This window comes from Pseudomonas putida, from assembly GCF_002906855.1.
GTDB classification, from domain to species: domain Bacteria; phylum Pseudomonadota; class Gammaproteobacteria; order Pseudomonadales; family Pseudomonadaceae; genus Aquipseudomonas; species Aquipseudomonas putida_N.
In genome coordinates this window covers 145025-164610 of the sequence record NZ_MINI01000048.1, presented here as the reverse complement: position 1 = coordinate 164610, position 19586 = coordinate 145025, and the positions used below count along the sequence as shown (strand labels likewise).

At 61.9% G+C, this 19586-nt stretch carries 17 protein-coding genes; all 17 read left to right on the top strand.

Features of this window, described 5'->3' with window-relative positions:
- Positions 1-274 precede the first annotated feature (274 nt).
- The 17 genes from rpsB to accA all read left to right on the top strand — a co-directional run bounded on the left by rpsB (position 275) and on the right by accA (position 19497).
- Positions 275-1012, top strand: a complete 738-nt coding sequence (gene rpsB, locus BGP85_RS23350) for a 30S ribosomal protein S2 (RefSeq protein WP_027920037.1) — start codon at positions 275-277, stop codon at positions 1010-1012.
- A gap of 184 nt (positions 1013-1196) precedes the next feature.
- Entirely contained in the window at positions 1197-2060 is an 864-nt protein-coding gene (tsf, locus tag BGP85_RS23345; RefSeq protein WP_103445333.1) for a translation elongation factor Ts, read from the top strand.
- 177 nt (positions 2061-2237) lie between these two features.
- A complete protein-coding gene (gene pyrH / locus BGP85_RS23340) occupies positions 2238-2981 on the top strand; it encodes a UMP kinase (RefSeq protein ID WP_027920035.1) in 744 nt (247 codons plus the stop codon).
- Positions 2978-3535 (top strand): ribosome recycling factor, encoded by a 558-nt coding sequence (gene frr / locus BGP85_RS23335; protein WP_103445332.1) that lies wholly within the window; start codon positions 2978-2980, stop codon positions 3533-3535. The genes pyrH and frr overlap by 4 nt, the downstream gene beginning before the upstream one ends.
- 15 nt (positions 3536-3550) lie before the next feature.
- Positions 3551-4306 carry a polyprenyl diphosphate synthase gene (gene uppS, locus BGP85_RS23330; protein WP_027920033.1) on the top strand — a complete coding sequence of 252 codons (756 nt, stop codon included), beginning with the start codon at positions 3551-3553 and terminating at the stop codon, positions 4304-4306.
- The gene (locus BGP85_RS23325; RefSeq protein WP_103445331.1) at positions 4306-5121 is read left to right on the top strand and encodes a phosphatidate cytidylyltransferase; all 816 of its coding nucleotides are present in this window, start codon (positions 4306-4308) and stop codon (positions 5119-5121) included. Before uppS ends, BGP85_RS23325 begins: the two co-directional genes overlap by 1 nt.
- On the top strand, positions 5118-6308 hold the full coding sequence (gene ispC / locus BGP85_RS23320; RefSeq protein WP_103445330.1) for a 1-deoxy-D-xylulose-5-phosphate reductoisomerase: 1191 nt from the start codon (positions 5118-5120) through the stop codon (positions 6306-6308). Before BGP85_RS23325 ends, ispC begins: the two co-directional genes overlap by 4 nt.
- Before the next feature lie 48 nt (positions 6309-6356).
- Positions 6357-7709, top strand: coding sequence for a sigma E protease regulator RseP (rseP, locus tag BGP85_RS23315; protein WP_103445329.1), 1353 nt, complete (start codon positions 6357-6359; stop codon positions 7707-7709).
- A 74-nt stretch (positions 7710-7783) separates the two neighbouring features.
- Complete coding sequence (gene bamA / locus BGP85_RS23310; protein WP_103445328.1) at positions 7784-10144, top strand: outer membrane protein assembly factor BamA; 2361 nt, start codon at positions 7784-7786, stop codon at positions 10142-10144.
- Between the two features lie 44 nt (positions 10145-10188).
- The gene (locus BGP85_RS23305; protein ID WP_003252311.1) at positions 10189-10692 is read left to right on the top strand and encodes an OmpH family outer membrane protein; all 504 of its coding nucleotides are present in this window, start codon (positions 10189-10191) and stop codon (positions 10690-10692) included.
- 1 nt (position 10693) lies between these two features.
- Complete coding sequence (gene lpxD / locus BGP85_RS23300) at positions 10694-11749, top strand: UDP-3-O-(3-hydroxymyristoyl)glucosamine N-acyltransferase (RefSeq protein ID WP_103445327.1); 1056 nt, start codon at positions 10694-10696, stop codon at positions 11747-11749.
- 113 nt (positions 11750-11862) lie between these two features.
- Positions 11863-12303, top strand: coding sequence for a 3-hydroxyacyl-ACP dehydratase FabZ (gene fabZ, locus BGP85_RS23295; RefSeq protein ID WP_003252314.1), 441 nt, complete (start codon positions 11863-11865; stop codon positions 12301-12303).
- Positions 12300-13076, top strand: a complete 777-nt coding sequence (gene lpxA, locus BGP85_RS23290) for an acyl-ACP--UDP-N-acetylglucosamine O-acyltransferase (protein ID WP_085675614.1) — start codon at positions 12300-12302, stop codon at positions 13074-13076. The genes fabZ and lpxA overlap by 4 nt, the downstream gene beginning before the upstream one ends.
- 1 nt (position 13077) lies before the next feature.
- A complete protein-coding gene (lpxB, locus tag BGP85_RS23285) occupies positions 13078-14205 on the top strand; it encodes a lipid-A-disaccharide synthase (protein ID WP_103445326.1) in 1128 nt (375 codons plus the stop codon).
- A gap of 1 nt (position 14206) precedes the next feature.
- Complete coding sequence (gene rnhB, locus BGP85_RS23280) at positions 14207-14830, top strand: ribonuclease HII (RefSeq protein ID WP_103445325.1); 624 nt, start codon at positions 14207-14209, stop codon at positions 14828-14830.
- An 89-nt stretch (positions 14831-14919) separates the two neighbouring features.
- Positions 14920-18444: a DNA polymerase III subunit alpha gene (gene dnaE / locus BGP85_RS23275; RefSeq protein WP_103445324.1), complete on the top strand. Its 3525-nt coding sequence runs from the start codon at positions 14920-14922 to the stop codon at positions 18442-18444.
- A gap of 105 nt (positions 18445-18549) precedes the next feature.
- Positions 18550-19497 (top strand): acetyl-CoA carboxylase carboxyl transferase subunit alpha, encoded by a 948-nt coding sequence (accA, locus tag BGP85_RS23270; protein ID WP_103445323.1) that lies wholly within the window; start codon positions 18550-18552, stop codon positions 19495-19497.
- Positions 19498-19586: the final 89 nt, after the last annotated feature.

Genomic DNA, 19586 nt, shown 5'->3' with positions numbered 1-19586 from the left:
ATTCTGTCGGGATAAAGGCGGCCATGCTGCTGTCTATAGGAGGCATTCTGGCCTGTTTGCCCAGGTGCTGCAAAAACGGCTGACGGACGCAACCTGATCCGGGTTCCGTTCGCTCGCGGTCTGTGGTATAAAATGCGCCGCTTTCGGGGACGACCCCGTAAGCATTAAACCCACACACGTGTCGACACGATGACCTGGGTGCCCCGATTCTCCGGAAGCGCGGGTTGGTCATTGGGATACGTGGAGGCCCAACCCGACTTATCAAGGAACTATCATGTCCCAAGTCAACATGCGCGATATGCTGAAGGCCGGTGTGCACTTCGGCCACCAGACCCGTTACTGGAACCCGAAAATGGGCAAGTACATTTTCGGCGCGCGTAACAAGATCCACATCATCAACCTGGAAAAAACCCTGCCGATGTTCAACGACGCTCTGTCGTTCGTAGAGCGCCTGGCCCAGGGCAAGAACAAGATCCTGTTCGTCGGCACCAAGCGTTCCGCAGGCAAGATCGTAGCTGAGCAAGCTGCTCGCGCTGGTTCGCCATACGTTGATCACCGTTGGTTGGGCGGCATGCTGACCAACTACAAGACCATCCGTGCTTCGATCAAGCGTCTGCGCGACCTGGAAACCCAGGCCGAAGATGGCACCTTCGCCAAGCTGACCAAGAAAGAAGCCCTGATGCGTTCGCGCGATCTGGAAAAGCTGGACCGCAGCCTGGGTGGTATCAAGGACATGGGCGGCCTGCCTGATGCCCTGTTCGTGATCGACGTTGACCACGAGCGCATTGCTATCACCGAAGCCAACAAGCTGGGCATCCCGGTTATCGGCGTTGTCGATACCAACAGCAGCCCAGAAGGCGTTGACTTCGTTATCCCAGGTAACGATGACGCCATCCGCGCTATCGAGCTGTACATGACTTCGATGGCTGACGCCGTCATCCGCGGCCGCAACAACGTTGCCGGCGGCACTGAAGTCTACGCTGAAGAAGCGGCTGCACCTGCTGCTGAGTAATAGGCGCTAGCGTCTACTTGGCACGCAAAAAGGGGGCTCTGCCCCCTTTTTGCCACCTTGAAATCCTGCTGTCAGCAACGGCCCCGCATGATGGGCGAGCTGATATAAAGGCAGCGATTTGCAGAATTTAACGCCCGCGTCGAGCGGGTGGAATGGTTGAAAAACTTTCCAAGAGGATTTTGAAATGGCAGCAATTACTGCGGCGCTGGTCAAAGAACTGCGCGAGCGTACCGGCGAAGGCATGATGGATTGCAAGAAGGCCCTGGAAAAGGCCGGCGGCGACATCGAGAAAGCCATTGACGACATGCGTGCCTCGGGCGCCATCAAGGCCGCCAAAAAGGCTGGCAACGTCGCTGCTGAAGGCGCTATCGCCGTCAAGACCGACGGCAAAGCCGCCGTCCTGCTGGAAGTGAACTCGCAGACCGACTTCCTGGCTCTGCAAGACGACTTCAAGAACTTCGTGGCCGAAAGCCTGGAAGAAGCCTTCGCTCAGAAGCTGACCGACGCAGCGCCTCTGGTTGCTTCGCGTGAAGCGGCTCGTGAAGCTCTGGTCGCCAAGTGCGGCGAGAACGTCAACATCCGTCGCCTGGTGCGCGTTGAAGGTGACGTTGTCGGTGCTTACCTGCACGGCAACAAGATCGGCGCTGCCGTTGTCCTGAAAGGTGGCGACGCCGAACTGGCCAAGCAAATCGCCATGCACGTTGCCGCTTCGAACCCAGAGTTCCTGGATTCGTCGGAAATCTCCGCCGAGGCCATCGAGCGCGAGAAGGGTGTCTTCCTGCAGCTGAACGCTGACAAGATCGCCGGCAAGCCGGAAAACATCGTTGAGAACATGGTCAACGGTCGTATCGCCAAGTTCAAGGCCGAAGCCTCGCTGAAAGAGCAAGCCTTCGTCATGAACCCGGAAGTCAAAGTTGGCGAGCTGGCCAAGAAAGCCGGCGCTGAAATCGTTTCCTTCACCTACTTCAAGGTTGGCGAAGGCATCGAGAAGCCAGTCGACGACTTCGCTGCTGAAGTTGCCGCTCAGGTAGCTGCTGCCAAGCAGTAAGACAGCCCCGTCTGTCGCCCCAAAGAGGCTGCCCGCTCACGCGCGCAGCCTCTTTGTCAAAGCGGGAACGGTTTACAAGGCCGTTGCTCGCTGACGCAGTTGCTGCGTCACGTTAGAGTTACATGCAGGCTCAAGAAGCCCGCCAGAATTTTACAAACGCCGCAGGAGAGATTCGCAATGGCTCAGCAGGGCAGTGGTCATCAGGCTCGCTATAAACGCATTCTACTCAAACTTAGCGGCGAGGCCCTGATGGGCTCGGAAGAGTTCGGGATCGACCCCAAGGTCCTGGATCGCATGGCGCTGGAAGTCGGCCAGTTGGTCGGCATCGGTGTTCAGGTAGGCTTGGTAATTGGTGGTGGCAACCTGTTCCGTGGTGCGGCGCTCAGTGCAGCTGGCATGGATCGCGTTACCGGCGACCACATGGGTATGCTGGCCACCGTGATGAATGGCCTGGCCATGCGCGATGCGCTGGAGCGGGCGAACATCACCGCTATCGTCATGTCGGCGATTTCCATGGTTGGCGTGACCGATCACTATGATCGCCGCAAAGCCATGCGCCACCTGAACGCCAAGGAAGTCGTAATCTTCGCTGCCGGTACCGGCAACCCGTTCTTCACCACCGACTCCGCCGCTTGCCTGCGCGCCATCGAAATCGATGCCGATGTAGTTTTGAAGGCAACAAAGGTCGATGGTGTATACACTGCAGACCCATTCAAGGACCCGCATGCCGAGAAGTTCGATCATCTGACCTACGATGAAGTGCTGGATCGCAAGCTGGGTGTAATGGATCTGACGGCAATTTGTCTGTGCCGCGACCACAAGATGCCGCTGCGCGTCTTCAACATGAACAAGCCCGGCGCCCTGCTGAACATCGTGCATGGCGGCGCGGAAGGAACTCTGATCGAGGAAGTTCAAAAATGATCAACGACATCAAGAAAGACGCGCAGGAGCGCATGACCAAGTCCCTGGAAGCGCTGGGCCGCAACCTGGCAGCGATCCGTACCGGTCGCGCCCACCCAAGCATTCTGGACGCCGTCAAGGTCACTGCCTGGGGTAGCGAGATGCCGCTGAACCAGGTAGCTGCGATCACCGTCGAAGATGCCCGCACCCTGAAGATCGTCGCTCACGACAAGAACCTCAGCGCTGCCATCGAGAAGGCCATCCTGACCTCCGACCTGGGCCTGAACCCGTCCAGCGCTGGTACCACCATCCGCGTCCCGATGCCGGCCCTGACCGAGGAAACCCGCAAGGGCTACACCAAGCAGGCCAGCGGCGTTGCCGAAGATGCCAAGGTAGCCGTGCGCAACGTGCGCCGTGATGCCCTGGGCGACCTGAAGAAGCTGACCAAGGACAAGGAAATCAGCGAAGACGAAGAGCGTCGTGCTGCTGATGAAATCCAGAAGCTGACCGACAAGTTCATTGCTGAAGTCGATGCCGCATACAAAGCCAAGGAAAAGGACCTGATGGCCGTTTAAGGCCGAGGTTTTTTAATGGAAAAGTCCAAGTTGGCGGCACCGTCCTCGGTGCCGCGTCATGTCGCGATCATCATGGATGGCAACAACCGCTGGGCGAAGAAGCGCCTGTTGCCCGGCGTCGCCGGGCACAAGGCCGGCGTCGATGCGGTGCGCGCAGTCATCGAGGTGTGTGCCGAGTCCGGGGTCGAGGTGCTGACCCTGTTCGCGTTCTCCAGTGAAAACTGGCAGCGCCCGGCCGAAGAGGTCGGTGCGTTGATGGAGCTGTTCTTCTCGGCCTTGCGCCGTGAGGCCCGGCGCCTCAACGAGAACAACATCAGCCTGCGCATCATTGGTGACCGTTCGCGTTTCCATCCCGAGCTGCAGGCTGCCATGCGCGAAGCCGAGGCGCTGACTGCGGGCAGTAACCGCTTCATCCTGCAGATCGCCGCCAACTACGGTGGCCAGTGGGATATCGCCCAGGCCGCCCAACGCCTGGCGCGTGAAGTTCAGGCCGGTCACCTGCGCCCGGACGACATAACCCCGGGCCTGCTGCAGACCTGCCTGGCCACAGGCGAGCTGCCATTGCCCGACCTGTGCATCCGTACCGGTGGCGAGCATCGCATCAGCAACTTCCTGTTGTGGCAGCTGGCCTACGCCGAACTGTACTTCTCCGACCTGTACTGGCCGGATTTCAAACACGAGGCCATGCGCAAAGCCCTGGCCGATTTCGCTTCGCGCCAGCGCCGCTTCGGTAAGACCAGCGAGCAGGTCGAGGCTGGAGCTCGTGCTTAATGCTTAAACAACGCATCATTACTGCGCTGATCCTGTTGCCGGTCGCGCTGGGTGGGTTTTTCCTGCTCAACGGCGGGGATTTCGCCCTGTTCATCGGCTTCGTGGTGACCCTCGGTGCCTGGGAGTGGGCGCGTCTGGCTGGGCTTGTGGCCCAGCCTTTGCGCATCGCTTACGCCGCCGTGGTCGCCGGAGCGCTGATGCTGCTCCATCTCATGCCGGACCTGGCACCCTGGGTGCTTGGAGCTTCGGTCATCTGGTGGGCGCTGGCCACCTGGCTGGTGCTGACCTATCCGCGTAGCAGCGAGCTGTGGGCCAGTGCGGCCTGCAAGCTGTTGATCGGCCTGCTGATCCTGTTGCCGGCCTGGCAAGGGCTGATTCTGCTCAAGCACTGGCAGCTGGGTAACTGGCTGATCCTGTCGGTCATGGTGCTGGTCTGGGCGGCTGATATCGGTGCCTATTTCTCCGGCCGTGCCTTTGGCAAGCGCAAGCTGGCACCACAGGTGAGCCCGGGCAAGAGCTGGGAAGGCGTCTATGGTGGCCTGGCGGTCAGCCTGGTGATCACCTTGGTGGTCGGCATCATGCGTGACTGGGGCTTCGGCCAGATTCTGCTGGGGCTATTGGGTGCTGCACTGGTGGTCATGTCGTCGGTAATCGGCGATCTGACCGAAAGCATGTTCAAGCGCCGTGCCGGCATCAAGGACAGCAGTAACCTGCTGCCTGGCCATGGTGGTGTGCTGGATCGTATCGACAGCCTGACGGCGGCGATCCCGGTCTTTGCCGTGCTGCTGTGGGCTGCCGAATGGGGTGTGATGTGAGCAGCGTGCAGCGTATTACTGTCCTGGGTGCGACCGGCTCGATCGGTCTCAGCACCCTCGATGTGATAGCGCGGCACCCCGAGCGCTACCAGGTGTTCGCGCTGAGCGGCTATTCGCGTATCGATGAGCTGCTGGCCCTGTGCGTTCGACACCGTCCGGCCTATGCAGTGGTGCCCGACGACGAAGCCGCTGCGCGCCTGCGTGGTGGTCTGCTTGGCGCCGGCTGCACTGCGCAGGTGCTGGTAGGGGAGGCGGGCCTTTGTGAGGTCGCGGCGGCCCCTGAGGTGGATGCGGTGATGGCGGCTATCGTCGGTGCCGCTGGCCTGCGCCCGACCCTGGCCGCCGTCGAGGCGGGCAAGAAGGTGTTGCTGGCCAACAAGGAAGCGCTGGTGATGTCTGGTGCGCTGTTCATGGACGCAGTGCGGCGCAGTGGTGCCGTGCTGCTGCCGATCGACAGCGAGCACAATGCGATCTTCCAGTGCCTGCCGGGCGATTATGCCCGTGGCCTCAGCCATGTCGGCGTGCGTCGTATCTTGCTGACCGCCTCGGGTGGGCCGTTCCGCGAGACGCCTCAGGCTGCCCTGGTCGATGTCACGCCGGAGCAGGCCTGCGCCCATCCCAATTGGTCCATGGGTCGGAAGATTTCGGTGGACTCGGCCAGCATGATGAACAAGGGGCTGGAGCTGATCGAAGCCTGTTGGCTGTTCGACGCGGCGCCGGCCAAGGTCGAGGTGGTGGTGCATCCGCAAAGCGTGATCCATTCGCTGGTCGACTACGTCGATGGTTCGGTGCTGGCCCAGCTGGGCAACCCGGACATGCGCACCCCTATCGCCAACGCCCTGGCCTGGCCAGAGCGCATCGATTCCGGGGTAGCCCCGCTGGACCTGTTCGCCATTGCCCGCCTGGACTTCCAGGCGCCGGACGAGCAGCGCTTTCCCTGCCTGCGCCTGGCGCGCGAGGCGGCTGAAGCGGGTAACAGTGCGCCTGCGGTGCTCAATGCGGCCAACGAGGTCGCCGTCGAGGCATTTCTCCAGCGGCGTATCCGCTTCCCGGAGATCGCGGGTATGATCGAACAGGTGCTTGATCAGGAACCTGTGGTGGCGCTGCCATCGCTGGAGGCCGTGTTTGCTGCTGACCAGCGCGCCCGCGAGCTTGCCCGTGAGTGGCTGAGGCGTCACGGCCGTTGAGGCCGGTGGCTATTCCAGGGTTCTGCTGAACGTCATTCGGAGATAGATATGACTGCGCTCTACATGATTGTCGGCACCCTGGTGGCCCTGGGTGTATTGGTCACGTTCCACGAATTTGGTCACTTCTGGGTTGCCCGGCGCTGCGGGGTCAAGGTGCTGCGCTTCTCCGTCGGCTTCGGCATGCCGCTGCTGCGCTGGCATGACCGCCAGGGCACCGAGTTCGTGGTGGCGGCGATTCCTCTGGGTGGCTACGTCAAGATGCTCGACGAGCGCGAAGGCGATGTTCCCCCGGCGCTTGCCCATCAGTCCTTCAACCGCAAGTCGGTGCGTCAGCGCATCGCGATCGTGGCCGCAGGCCCGATCGCCAACTTCCTCCTGGCCATCGTCTTCTTCTGGCTGTTGGCCATGCTCGGTACCCAGCAGATCCGTCCGGTGATCGGGGCGGTCGAATCCGGGAGCCTGGCAGCGTCGGCAGGCCTGGCCGCCGGTCAGGAAATTGTATCTATTGATGGCAAGGCGACCAGCGGTTGGTCGGCTGTTAATCTGCAGCTGGTTCGGCGCCTGGGTGAGAGTGGCACGCTGCAGGTGGGGGTGCGCGACGAAGGCGCCACTGCCGAGCGCCAGTTGCAGGTGAAGCTGGACCATTGGCTCAAGGGGGCTGACGAGCCGGACCCTATCCAGTCGCTGGGCCTGCGCCCATGGCGGCCGGCCGTGTCGCCGGTGCTGGCCGAGATCGATCCGAAGGGCCCGGCCGCTGCCGCTGGTCTGAAGGCTGGCGACAAGTTGCTCGCCCTCGACGGCGCTGCGCTGAGTGATTGGCAGCAGGTGGTGGACAGCGTTCGCGCCCGCCCGGACACCCAGGTGGTGCTGCGTGTCGAACGCGATGGCGCGGCCTTGGATGTGCCGGTCACATTGGCTCACAAAGGTGAGGGCAAGGCCGTCGGGGGTTACCTTGGTGCGGGTGTGAAGGGCGCCGAATGGCCGGCCAGCATGCTCCGCGAGGTCAGCTATGGCCCGTTGGATGCCGTGGGCGAGGGCCTTTCGCGGACCTGGAACATGAGTGTCCTGACCCTCGAGTCGCTGAAGAAAATGCTGTTCGGGGAGCTCTCGGTAAAAAACTTGAGCGGACCGATAACCATTGCTAAAGTGGCGGGCGCTTCAGCCCAGTCCGGCGTGGGGGATTTCCTGAATTTCCTGGCCTACCTGAGCATAAGCCTGGGGGTTCTTAACCTGCTGCCCATTCCAGTACTGGATGGGGGGCATTTGCTGTTTTACCTGGTCGAGTGGGCGCGCGGTCGTCCGCTGTCGGAACGGGTGCAAGGTTGGGGGGTCCAGATCGGTATCAGTTTGGTCGTAGGGGTAATGTTGCTCGCCCTGATCAACGATCTGGGTCGACTTTAAAAGCTTCGCTCAATTGCGAACCTGCCGTCTTTATGCGGCGGGTTGTTTATTGCCAGTTGGAATAAAAGGACTTCATGAAACGTCTGCTGCTAACTGCGGTCATGTCCGCACTGATGATCGCTGAAGTTCACGCCGAGTCCTTCACTATCTCCGATATTCGTGTCAACGGCCTGCAGCGGGTATCCGCTGGCAGCGTGTTCGGCGCCTTGCCGCTCAACGTTGGCGACCAGGCTGACGACCGTCGCCTGGTGGATTCCACCCGCTCGCTGTTCAAGACCGGCTTCTTCCAGGACATCCAGCTGAACCGCGATGGCAACGTTCTGATCATCAACGTGGTCGAGCGCCCGTCGGTGTCGAGCATCGAGATCGAAGGCAACAAGGCGATCAGCACCGAAGACCTGATGAAGGGCCTGAAGCAGTCCGGCCTGGCCGAAGGCGAGATCTTCCAGCGTGCCACCCTCGAAGGCGTGCGCAACGAGCTGCAGCGCCAGTACGTGGCCCAGGGCCGCTACTCGGCCGAGGTCGACGCCGAAGTGGTGCCGCAGCCGCGCAACCGTGTGGCCTTGAAGATCAAGATCAACGAAGGCACGGTCGCCGCCATCCAGCACATCAACATCGTTGGCAACACCGTGTTCGGCGATGAAGAGCTGCAGCAGCTGTTCGAGCTGAAGACCACCAACTGGCTGTCGTTCTTCAAGAACGACGACAAGTACGCCCGCGAAAAGCTCTCCGGTGACCTGGAACGCCTGCGTTCCTACTACCTGGACCGCGGCTACATCAACATGGATATCGCCTCCACCCAGGTGTCGATTACCCCGGACAAGAAGCACGTCTACATCACGGTCAACGTCAACGAAGGCGAGAAGTACACCGTTCGCGACGTGAAGCTGTCGGGTGACCTGAAGGTGCCGGAAGACCAGGTCAAGTCGCTGCTGCTGGTGCAGCCAGGCCAGGTGTTCTCGCGCAAGGTGATGACCACCACCTCCGAGCTGATCACCCGTCGCCTGGGCAACGAAGGCTACACCTTCGCCAACGTCAACGGCGTACCGCAGCCGAACGACCAGGACCACACCGTCGACATCATGTTCGTGGTCGACCCGGGCAAGCGTGCCTACGTCAACCGCATCAACTACCGCGGCAACACCAAGACCGAAGACGAAGTGCTGCGCCGTGAAATGCGCCAGATGGAAGGCGGCTGGGCCTCGACCTACCTGATCGACCAGTCCAAGACCCGCCTCGAGCGCCTGGGCTTCTTCAAGGAAGTCAACGTCGAGACCCCGGCGGTGCCAGGCACCGACGACCAGGTCGATGTCAACTACAGCGTCGAAGAGCAAGCTTCCGGCTCGATCACCGCCAGCGTCGGTTTCGCCCAGAGCGCCGGCCTGATCCTCGGCGGTTCGATCAGCCAGAGCAACTTCCTCGGTACCGGTAACAAGGTGTCCATCGGCCTGACCCGTTCGGAATACCAGACCCGTTACAACTTCGGCTTCGTTGACCCCTACTTCACTGCCGACGGCGTGAGCCTGGGCTATAACGCCTTCTACCGCAGCACCGACTACAGCGACCTTGACGTCGACGTGGCCAGCTATGCGGTGGACAGCCTGGGCGCCGGTGTCAGCCTCGGCTACCCGATCAGCGAAACCTCGCGCCTGACCTACGGCCTGAGCGTTCAGCAGGACAAGATCAAGACCGGCAAGTACACCGTCGACGAGATCTTCGACTTCCTCAAGCAGGAAGGCGACAACTTCACCAACTTCAAGGCGTCGATCGGCTGGTCCGAGTCGACCCTGAACAAAGGTGTGCTGGCGACCCGTGGTCACTCCCAGAGCCTGACGCTCGAGAGCACCATTCCGGGCAGCGACCTGTCGTTCTACAAGCTTGACTACCGCGGCCAGCTGTTCAAGCCGATTACCAACGACTACACCCTGCGCCTGCACACCGAACTGGGCTATGGTGATGGTTTCGGTAGCACTTCGGGCCTGCCGTTCTACGAGAACTACTTCGCGGGTGGCTTCAACTCGGTCCGTGGTTTCAAGGATAGCAGTCTGGGGCCACGCAGTACGCCGAGCCGCGGTGCAGCTGAAACCGGCAACGCAGGTACTGTCGCCGACCCGGATCAGGATCCACTGCCGTTCGGTGGTAACGTGCTGGTGCAAGGCGGTGTCGAGTTGCTGTTCCCGCTGCCGTTCGTCAAGGACCAGCGCTCCCTGCGCACCTCCGTGTTCTGGGATGTGGGTAACGTGTTCGACACCAACTGCGGCAGCAAGCCGGATTGCGAAAAGGTCGGCTTCTCGGGCATGGCCAGTTCGGTCGGTCTGGGTGTGACCTGGATCACGGCCCTGGGCCCGTTGAGCTTCAGCCTGGCAATGCCGGTGAAGAAGCCGAGCGATGCCGATACCCAGGTGTTCCAATTCTCTCTGGGCCAGACCTTCTAAGGTCGGCCCTTGCTTAACGACAACGGTTTTTCCAGGAGTGCATCGTGCGTAAATTGGCTCAACTGGCCGTAGTGGCCGCGGCGCTGGTCGCCACCCCGGCTTTCGCCGAAATGAAGGTCGCCGTGCTGAACTATCAGATGGCCCTGCTCGAATCCGATGCCGCCAAGAAGTACGCGGTCGATGCCGAGAAGAAGTTCGGCCCGCAACTGACCAAGCTGAAGAGCCTGGAAAGCAGCGCCAAAGGCATCCAGGATCGCCTGATCAAGGGTGGCGACAAGATGCAGCAGCAGGAGCGTGAGCGCCTGGAGCTCGAATTCAAGCAGAAAGCCCGTGACTTCCAGTTCCAGTCCAAGGAACTGAACGAGGCCAAGGCCGTTGCTGACCGCGACATGCTCAAGCAGCTCAAGCCGAAGCTGGACGGCGCTGTCGAGGAAGTGATCAAGAAGGGCGGCTACGACCTGGTTCTCGAGCGCGGCGCGGTCATTGATGTCAAACCTCAGTACGACATCACCCGCCAAGTCATCGAGCGCATGAACCAAGCGCGTTGATATGACCGTGACCATGACGCTCGGCCAGCTGGCCGAGGCCCTCGGGGCCACACTCAAAGGCCCTGAGGCGCTGCAGATCACCGGGTTGGCCACCTTGCAGGAGGCCGGCCCTGGTCAATTGAGCTTCCTCGCCAACCCGCAGTACCGCAAATACCTGGACAACTGCCAGGCCGCTGCGGTGCTGCTCAAGGCTGCGGACGCCGAAGGCTTTGCCGGCAATGCCCTGATCGTGGCTGACCCGTACCTGGCTTATGCGCGCATTTCCCACCTGTTCGACCCCAAACCCAAGGCTGTGGCGGGTATTCATCCCAGCGCCGTGGTGGCGGAGGATGCTCAGGTGGATGCCAGCGCCAGTGTCGGGCCGTTTGCGGTCATCGAAGGCGGTGCGCGCATCGGCGCCAACGTCAGCATCGGTGCACATTGCTTCATCGGTGCCCGTTGCGTGGTCGGTGAAGGCGGTTGGCTGGCACCGCGGGTCACGCTGTATCACGACGTGACCATCGGCAAGCGTGTGGTCATCCAGTCGGGCGCCGTGATCGGCGGCGAGGGCTTCGGCTTCGCCAACGAGAAGGGCATCTGGCGCAAGATCGCCCAGATTGGCGGCGTCACCATCGGTGACGACGTGGAAATCGGCGTCAACACTGCCGTCGATCGTGGCGCGCTGTCCGACACCCGGATCGGCGACGGGGTCAAGCTCGACAACCAGATCCAGATCGCCCACAACGTGCAGATCGGCGACCACACGGCCATGGCCGCCTGTGTCGGGATCTCCGGCAGTACGCGCATCGGCAAGCATTGCATGCTGGCAGGTGGCGTGGGCCTGGTGGGGCATATCGATATCTGCGATAACGTATTCGTCTCCGGGATGACCATGGTGACCCGTTCGATCACCGAACCAGGCTCCTATTCATCCGGTACGGCCATGCAGCCGCTGGCTGACTGGCGCAAGAGCGCGGCGCGAATTCGCCAGCTCGATGACATGGCCAAGCGGCTCCAGCAGCTGGAAAAACGTGTCGATACCGTGACCTCAGGTGGCCAGCCGACATCAGAAGGCTGATACCATTTCCTGAGCAAGAGTGAACAGTCGCTAGCTGGCTCCTCTTTGGACTGCAAAAGGAGCGTGTGGTCAGCACCTGCGCTCCCTATTCTTATTACAGGCTTCCCCCCGAAATGATGGACATCAACGAGATTCGCGAATACCTGCCTCACCGCTACCCGTTCCTGCTGGTAGATCGCGTGACGGATCTGGACTTCGAGGCCCAGAGCATTCGTGCCTACAAGAATGTCAGCATCAACGAGCCGTTCTTCAATGGCCATTTCCCGGCGCACCCAATCATGCCGGGCGTCCTGATCATCGAAGCCATGGCCCAGGCGGCCGGCATCCTCGGTTTCAAGATGCTCGATGCCAAGCCGGCCGATGGCACCCTGTACTACTTCGTCGGTTCCGACAAGCTGCGTTTCCGTCAGCCGGTACTGCCGGGCGACCAGCTGGTGCTGGAAGCCAAGTTCCTCAGCCGCAAGAGCATGATCTGGAAGTTCGAGTGCCGTGCCCTGGTTGATGGCAAGCCGGTGTGCTCGGCCGAGATCACCTGTGCGGAACGCTCCCTATGAGTTCGATTGATCCGCGGGCGATCATCGATCCGTCGGCCAAGCTGGCCGATGGCGTCGAGGTCGGCCCGTGGTCGATCGTCGGCCCTGACGTCGAAATCGGCGAGGGCACCGTCATTGGCCCGCACGTGGTGCTCAAGGGCCCGACCCGGATTGGCAAGCACAACCGTATCTACCAGTTTTCCTCGATTGGTGAAGACACCCCTGACCTCAAGTACAAGGGTGAGCCGACGCGCCTGGTGATCGGCGATCACAACGTGATCCGCGAAGGCGTGACCATTCACCGTGGTACGGTCCAGGACCGTGCGGAAACCACCCTGGGTGATCACAACCTTATTATGGCCTATGCCCACATCGGCCACGACAGCGTCATTGGCAACCACTGCATCCTGGTCAACAACACAGCGCTGGCCGGGCATGTGCACGTGGGCGACTGGGCGATCCTGTCCGGCTTCACCCTGGTGCATCAGTACTGCCACATCGGCGCCCACGCGTTTTCCGGCATGGGCACGGCGATCGGCAAGGACGTGCCGGCCTTTGTCACGGTCTTCGGCAGCCCTGCCGAGGCTCGCAGCATGAACTTCGAAGGCATGCGCCGCCGTGGTTTCAGCGACGAGGTCATCCACGCCTTGCGCCGTTCCTACAAGATCGTCTACCGCCAGGGTCTGACCGTGGAAGAGGCGATCAAGGAGCTGGACGAGCTGGCCGCCAAGCACGAGCAGGTCGAGCTGTTCCGCCAGTCGATCGTGAACTCCGCCCGCGGCATTACCCGCTGACATGGCGCAGCTTTGCGTAGCCCTGGTCGCGGGTGAGGCCAGCGGCGATATTCTCGGGTCCGGCCTGATGCGCGCCCTCAAGGAGCGCCATCCTGATGTCCGCTTCATCGGTGTGGGTGGCCCGTTGATGGAGGCCGAAGGCCTTCAGTCCTACTTCCCCATGGAGCGCCTTGCGGTCATGGGCCTGGTCGAAGTGCTGGGGCGCCTGCGTGAACTGCTCAAGCGACGCAAGGTACTGATCCAGACCCTGATCGATGAAAAGCCCGATGTGTTCATCGGCATCGACGCCCCCGATTTCACCCTTAATATCGAACTGAAGCTGCGTCAAGCCGGGATCAAGACCGTACATTACGTCAGCCCGTCGGTCTGGGCGTGGCGGCAGAAGCGTGTGCTGAAGATCCGCGAAGGTTGCGACCTGATGCTCACGCTGCTGCCCTTCGAAGCACGTTTCTACGAAGAGCAGGGTGTGCCGGTGCGGTTTGTCGGCCACCCGTTGGCCGATACCATACCGTTGACGGCAGACCGCCAGGCTGCGCGTAACGAACTGGGCATGGCTGATGGGCCGGTGGTGGCATTGATGCCGGGTAGCCGTGGTGGTGAGGTTGGGCGCCTGGGCGCGCTGTTCCTCGACGCCGCCCAGCGCTTGCGCGAACTGGTGCCTGGCGTGCGTTTCGTGTTGCCATGTGCCAACGCAGCGCGTCGTGCCCAGGTCGAGCAGATGCTCGAAGGCCGCGATCTGCCGTTGACCTTGCTTGATGGCCAGTCGCACCGGGCCCTGGCCGCCTGCGACGCGGTGCTGATCGCTTCCGGCACTGCCACGCTGGAGGCGCTGCTGTACAAGCGCCCGATGGTCGTGGCTTACCGCCTGGCACCGTTGACTTACTGGATTCTCAAGCGCCTGGTGAAAAGCCCCTACGTGTCGCTTCCCAACTTGCTGGCCCAGCGTGAGCTGGTGCCTGAGTTGCTGCAGGATGCCGCGACCAGTGAAGCCCTGGCACAGACCCTGGCGCCGTTGGTCACCGACGGTGCCCAGCAGACCGAACGCTTCGACGAGATTCACCGCACCCTGCGCCGCGACGCCTCCAACCAGGCGGCCGACGCGGTGCTCGCTTTGCTCAAGGACCGCTGACATGCAGATTGGACTGGACTTCAACCTGGTCGAAGACCTGGTCGCCGGTGTCGACGAAGTCGGCCGCGGCCCGCTGTGCGGTGCGGTGGTCACGGCGGCGGTGATCCTCGACCCGGCTCGGCCGATTCTGGGCCTGAACGACTCGAAGAAACTCACCGAAGCCAAGCGCGAGGCGCTTTTCGACGAGATCTGCGAAAAAGCCCTGAGCTTCTGCATCGCCCGCGCCGAAGTCGACGAGATCGATCGGCTGAATATCCTGCACGCCACCATGCTGGCCATGCAGCGAGCGGTGGAAGGGCTGCACGTGACGCCGAAGCTGGCACTGATCGATGGTAACCGTTGCCCGAAACTGGCGGTGCCAGCTGCACCGGTGGTCAAGGGCGATAGCCAGGTGCCGGCAATCGCCGCGGCATCGATCCTGGCCAAGGTGACCCGCGACCGGGAGATGAGCGCGTTCGAGCTGATCTACCCGGGATACGGGATTGGTGGGCATAAAGGCTACCCGACACCTGTGCACCTTGAAGCGCTCGCGCGCCTGGGCCCCACGCCCATTCATCGGCGTTCGTTCGGCCCGGTGCGGGCCGCCTGGGAAGCCCGCGAAGGCATTACCGACTCGTTGATCTGATGAACTGGGGCCGCTATGCGGCCCCAAATGTTTTAAGCAATTACGCTACAATCCCGCCCTTGTCGTTCAGCACTGCTACAGGACTTTCCATGTCGGTTACCTTCGTTCACCTGCGCGTCCACTCCGAATTCTCGCTGGTCGACGGCCTGGTGCGGATCAAGCCGCTGGCCAAGGCGCTGGCAGGGATGAACATGCCGGCGGTGGCGATCACCGACCAGAGCAACATGTGCTCGCTGGTCAAGTTCTACAAGACTGCCATGGGCGCCGGGATCAAGCCGATCTGCGGTGCCGACTTGTGGCTGGCCGGCGCCGACCCGGAAGCACCGCTGTCGCGCATCTGCCTTCTGGCCATGGACCCCAAGGGCTATCGCAACCTCACCGAGTTGATCTCCCGTGGCTGGACCGATGGCCAGCGCAACGGCCTGGTGATCCTCCAGCGTGAGTGGATCGCCCCCGCCAGCGAAGGGCTGATTGCCCTCTCCGCAGGCAAGGAAGGCGATATCGGCATGGCCCTGATGAATGGTCGCCAGGATGAGGCCGAAGCCCTGCTGCGCGACTGGATGGGCATGTTCCCCGAGCGTTTCTATGTCGAGGTGCAGCGCACCAACCGCGCCGGCGACGAGGAATACGTGCACGCCGCCGTGGCACTGGCCGATCAGCTTGGCGCGCCACTGGTCGCCACCAACGATGTGCGCTTCATCAAGCAGTCCGACTTCGATGCCCACGAGACTCGCGTTTGCATCGGCGAGGGCTGGACCCTCGATGATCCTCGCCGCCCGCGTGGCTACAGCGACCAGCAGTACCTGAAGTCGGCCGAGGAAATGGCCGAGCTGTTCAGCGACCTGCCCGACGCCATTGCCAACACCGTCGAGATTGCCAAGCGCTGCAACATCCAGGTGCAACTCGGCAAATACTTCCTGCCCGACTTCCCGACGCCTAATGGCATGGGCATTGATGACTACCTGCGCCACGTCTCCTACGAAGGCCTGGAAGAGCGCCTGGCGGTGCTCTGGCCGAAAGAGACCACACCGAATTACGAAGAGAAGCGCCAGGTCTATTTGGACCGCCTGAAGTTCGAACTGGACATCATCATCCAGATGGGCTTCCCCGGTTACTTCCTGATCGTTATGGACTTCATCAAGTGGGCCAAGAACAACGACGTGCCAGTGGGCCCGGGGCGGGGTTCGGGTGCGGGCTCGCTGGTGGCCTACGTGCTGAAGATCACCGACCTCGACCCGCTGGCCTACGACCTGCTGTTCGAGCGTTTCCTCAACCCTGAACGTATTTCCATGCCCGACTTCGACGTCGACTTCTGCATGGACGGCCGTGACCGGGTGATCGACTATGTGGCCGAAGCCTATGGCCGCAACGCCGTGAGCCAGATCATCACCTTCGGCACCATGGCCGCCAAGGCGGTGGTGCGCGACGTGGCGCGGGTGCAGGGCAAGTCCTATGGCCTGGCCGACCGCTTGTCGAAGATGATCCCGTTCGAAGTGGGCATGACCCTGGAGAAAGCCTACGAGCAGGAAGAGATCCTGCGCGACTTCCTCAAGGGCGACGAGGATGCCCGTGAGATCTGGGACATGGCGCTCAAGCTCGAAGGTGTCACCCGTGGTACCGGCAAGCACGCCGGTGGCGTGGTGATCGCCCCGACCAAGCTCACCGACTTCTCGCCGATCGCCTGTGACGAAGAGGGCGGCGGCCTGGTGACCCAGTTCGACAAGGACGACGTCGAGGCTGCGGGCCTTGTGAAGTTCGACTTCCTCGGCCTGCGTACCCTGACCATCATCAAGTGGGCGATGGAGATCATCAACCGCGAGCAGGCCAAGAAGAACCTGCCCGACCTCAACATCGACTTCATCCCGCTGGACGACCGCAAGACCTACGAGCTGTTGCAGAAGGCCGAAACCACGGCGGTGTTCCAGCTTGAATCCCGCGGCATGAAGGAGCTGATCAAGAAGCTCAAGCCCGACTGCCTGGAAGACCTCATCGCACTGGTGGCACTGTTCCGCCCGGGCCCGCTGCAGTCGGGCATGGTGGATGACTTCATCAACCGCAAGCACGGACGCGCCGAGCTGGCCTACCCGCACTCCGACTACCAGTACGAAGGCCTCAAACCGGTACTGGCGCCGACCTACGGCATCATTCTGTACCAGGAACAGGTGATGCAGATCGCCCAGGTTATGGCGGGCTACACCCTCGGCGGCGCTGACATGCTGCGTCGAGCCATGGGTAAGAAAAAGCCCGAGGAGATGGCCAAGCAGCGCGGTGGCTTCATCGAAGGTTGCGTTGCCAACAACATCGATGCGGACCTGGCCGGTAACATCTTCGACCTGGTAGAGAAATTCGCCGGTTACGGCTTCAACAAATCCCACTCCGCCGCCTATGGCCTGGTTTCGTACCAGACTGCCTGGCTGAAGACCCACCACCCAGCACCGTTCATGGCCGCGGTACTCTCGGCGGACATGCACAACACCGACAAGGTGGTGGTGCTGGTCGAGGAAGTGCGCAGCATGAAGCTGCGCCTCGATGCGCCGGACGTGAACTTCTCCGACTTCAAGTTCACCGTCAACAACGACGGCCGCATCGTCTACGGCCTGGGTGCGATCAAGGGTGTCGGCGAGGGCCCGGTGGAGGCCATCGTCGAGGCGCGTGCCCAGGGCGGGCCGTTCAAGGACCTGTTCGACTTCTGCGAGCGTATCGACCTCAAGCGGGTCAACAAGCGTACCCTCGATGCATTGATCCGCAGCGGGGCACTGGATCGCCTGGGCCCGCATTTCCATGATGAGATCAAGGCCTATCAGGCCAATATCGACATCAACCGTGCGACGTTGCTGTCTGCCCTGGGTGAGGCCATCAAGGCCGCCGAGCAGGCGGCCCATACCGCTGACAGTGGTCACGTCGACCTGTTCGGGGGCATGTTCGACGAGGCGGATGTCGACGTCTACGCCAACCACCGCAAGGTGCGCGAACTGACCCTCAAGGAGCGCCTGAAGGGCGAGAAGGACACCTTGGGCCTGTATCTCACCGGCCACCCGATCGATGAGTATGAGGCCGAGATTCGCCGCTTCGCCCGCCAGCGCATCATCGACCTCAAGCCGTCGCGCGAGACCCAGACCATCGCCGGGATGATCATTGCCCTACGGGTCATGAAGAACAAGAAGGGCGACAAGATGGGCTTCGTCACCCTGGATGACCGTTCCGGGCGCATCGAGGCTTCGCTGTTTGCCGATTCCTACATGGCGGCACAGTCCTTGCTGCAGAACGATGCCATGGTGGTGGTCGAGGGCGAGGTCAGCAATGACGATTTCTCCGGTGGCCTGCGCCTGCGGGTGAAGCAGGTGATGACCATGGAGGACGCGCGTACCAAGCTGGCCGAGAGCCTGCGCCTGAAAGTGGCACACGAAGCGCTCAAGGGCGACCGCCTGAAGTGGCTGGGCGAGTTGATCACCCGTCACCGCGGGGCCTGCCCGATTACCCTGGAGTACACCGGCAGCGACGCCAAGGCCATGTTGCAGTTCGGCGAACAGTGGAAAATCGACCCGGCCGATGGCCTGATTCAGGCACTGCGTGACCAGTTCGGGCGTGAGAACGTCTTCCTGCAATATCGTTGAATCGACGAAATTTAATCTCGACCTATATGCGCCTGATCCCTTAAGGTAGGGCGCCAAACGGATCAACCGGCCGGCCGCCTGGCCGTAGACCCAAGACGGATGACTATGAACCCGAATTTTCTCGATTTCGAACAGCCGATTGCCGACCTGCAAGCCAAGATCGAAGGCCTGCGCCTGGTAGGCAACGACAACTCGCTGAACATCAGCGATGAAATTGCCCGTCTGCAAGACAAGAGCAACACCCTGACCGAAAGCATCTTCGGCAACCTGACCAGCTGGCAGATCGCCCGCCTGGCCCGTCATCCGCGTCGTCCATACACCTTGGACTACCTGGATCACATCTTCACCGAGTTCGAAGAGCTGCACGGTGACCGCCACTTCTCCGACGACGCCGCCATCGTCGGTGGTACTGCGCGCCTGGACGGCAAGCCGGTCATGGTCATCGGCCACCAGAAGGGTCGCGAAGTGCGCGAAAAGGTTCGCCGCAACTTCGGCATGCCGCGCCCTGAAGGCTACCGCAAGGCTTGCCGCCTGATGGAAATGGCCGAGCGCTTCAAGATGCCGATCCTGACCTTCATCGACACCCCGGGCGCCTACCCGGGCATCGACGCCGAAGAGCGCAACCAGAGCGAAGCCATCGCCTGGAACCTGCGCGTCATGGCCCGCCTGAAGACCCCGATCATCGCCACCGTGATCGGTGAGGGTGGTTCCGGCGGTGCACTGGCCATTGGCGTGTGCGACCAGCTGAACATGCTGCAGTACTCCACCTACTCGGTGATTTCGCCGGAAGGCTGCGCCTCGATCCTGTGGAAGACCGCCGACAAGGCGGCCGATGCAGCTGAAGCCATGGGCATCACCGCTGAGCGTCTGAAGAGCCTGAACATCGTCGACAAGGTCATCCAGGAGCCGCTGGGCGGCGCCCACCGCGACCCGGCGAAGATGTCCGAAAGCATCCGTGCCGACCTGGTGCAGCAGCTGGACATGCTCGGCAAGCTCGACAATGACGCGCTGCTGGCCCGTCGTTACGACCGCCTGATGAGCTACGGCCTCTGAAAGATCCTGGGGCCGCTCTGCGGCCCATTCGCGGGACAAGCCCGCTCCTACAGGGTTTTGCGAACGCTTGTAGGAGCGGGCTTGCACCG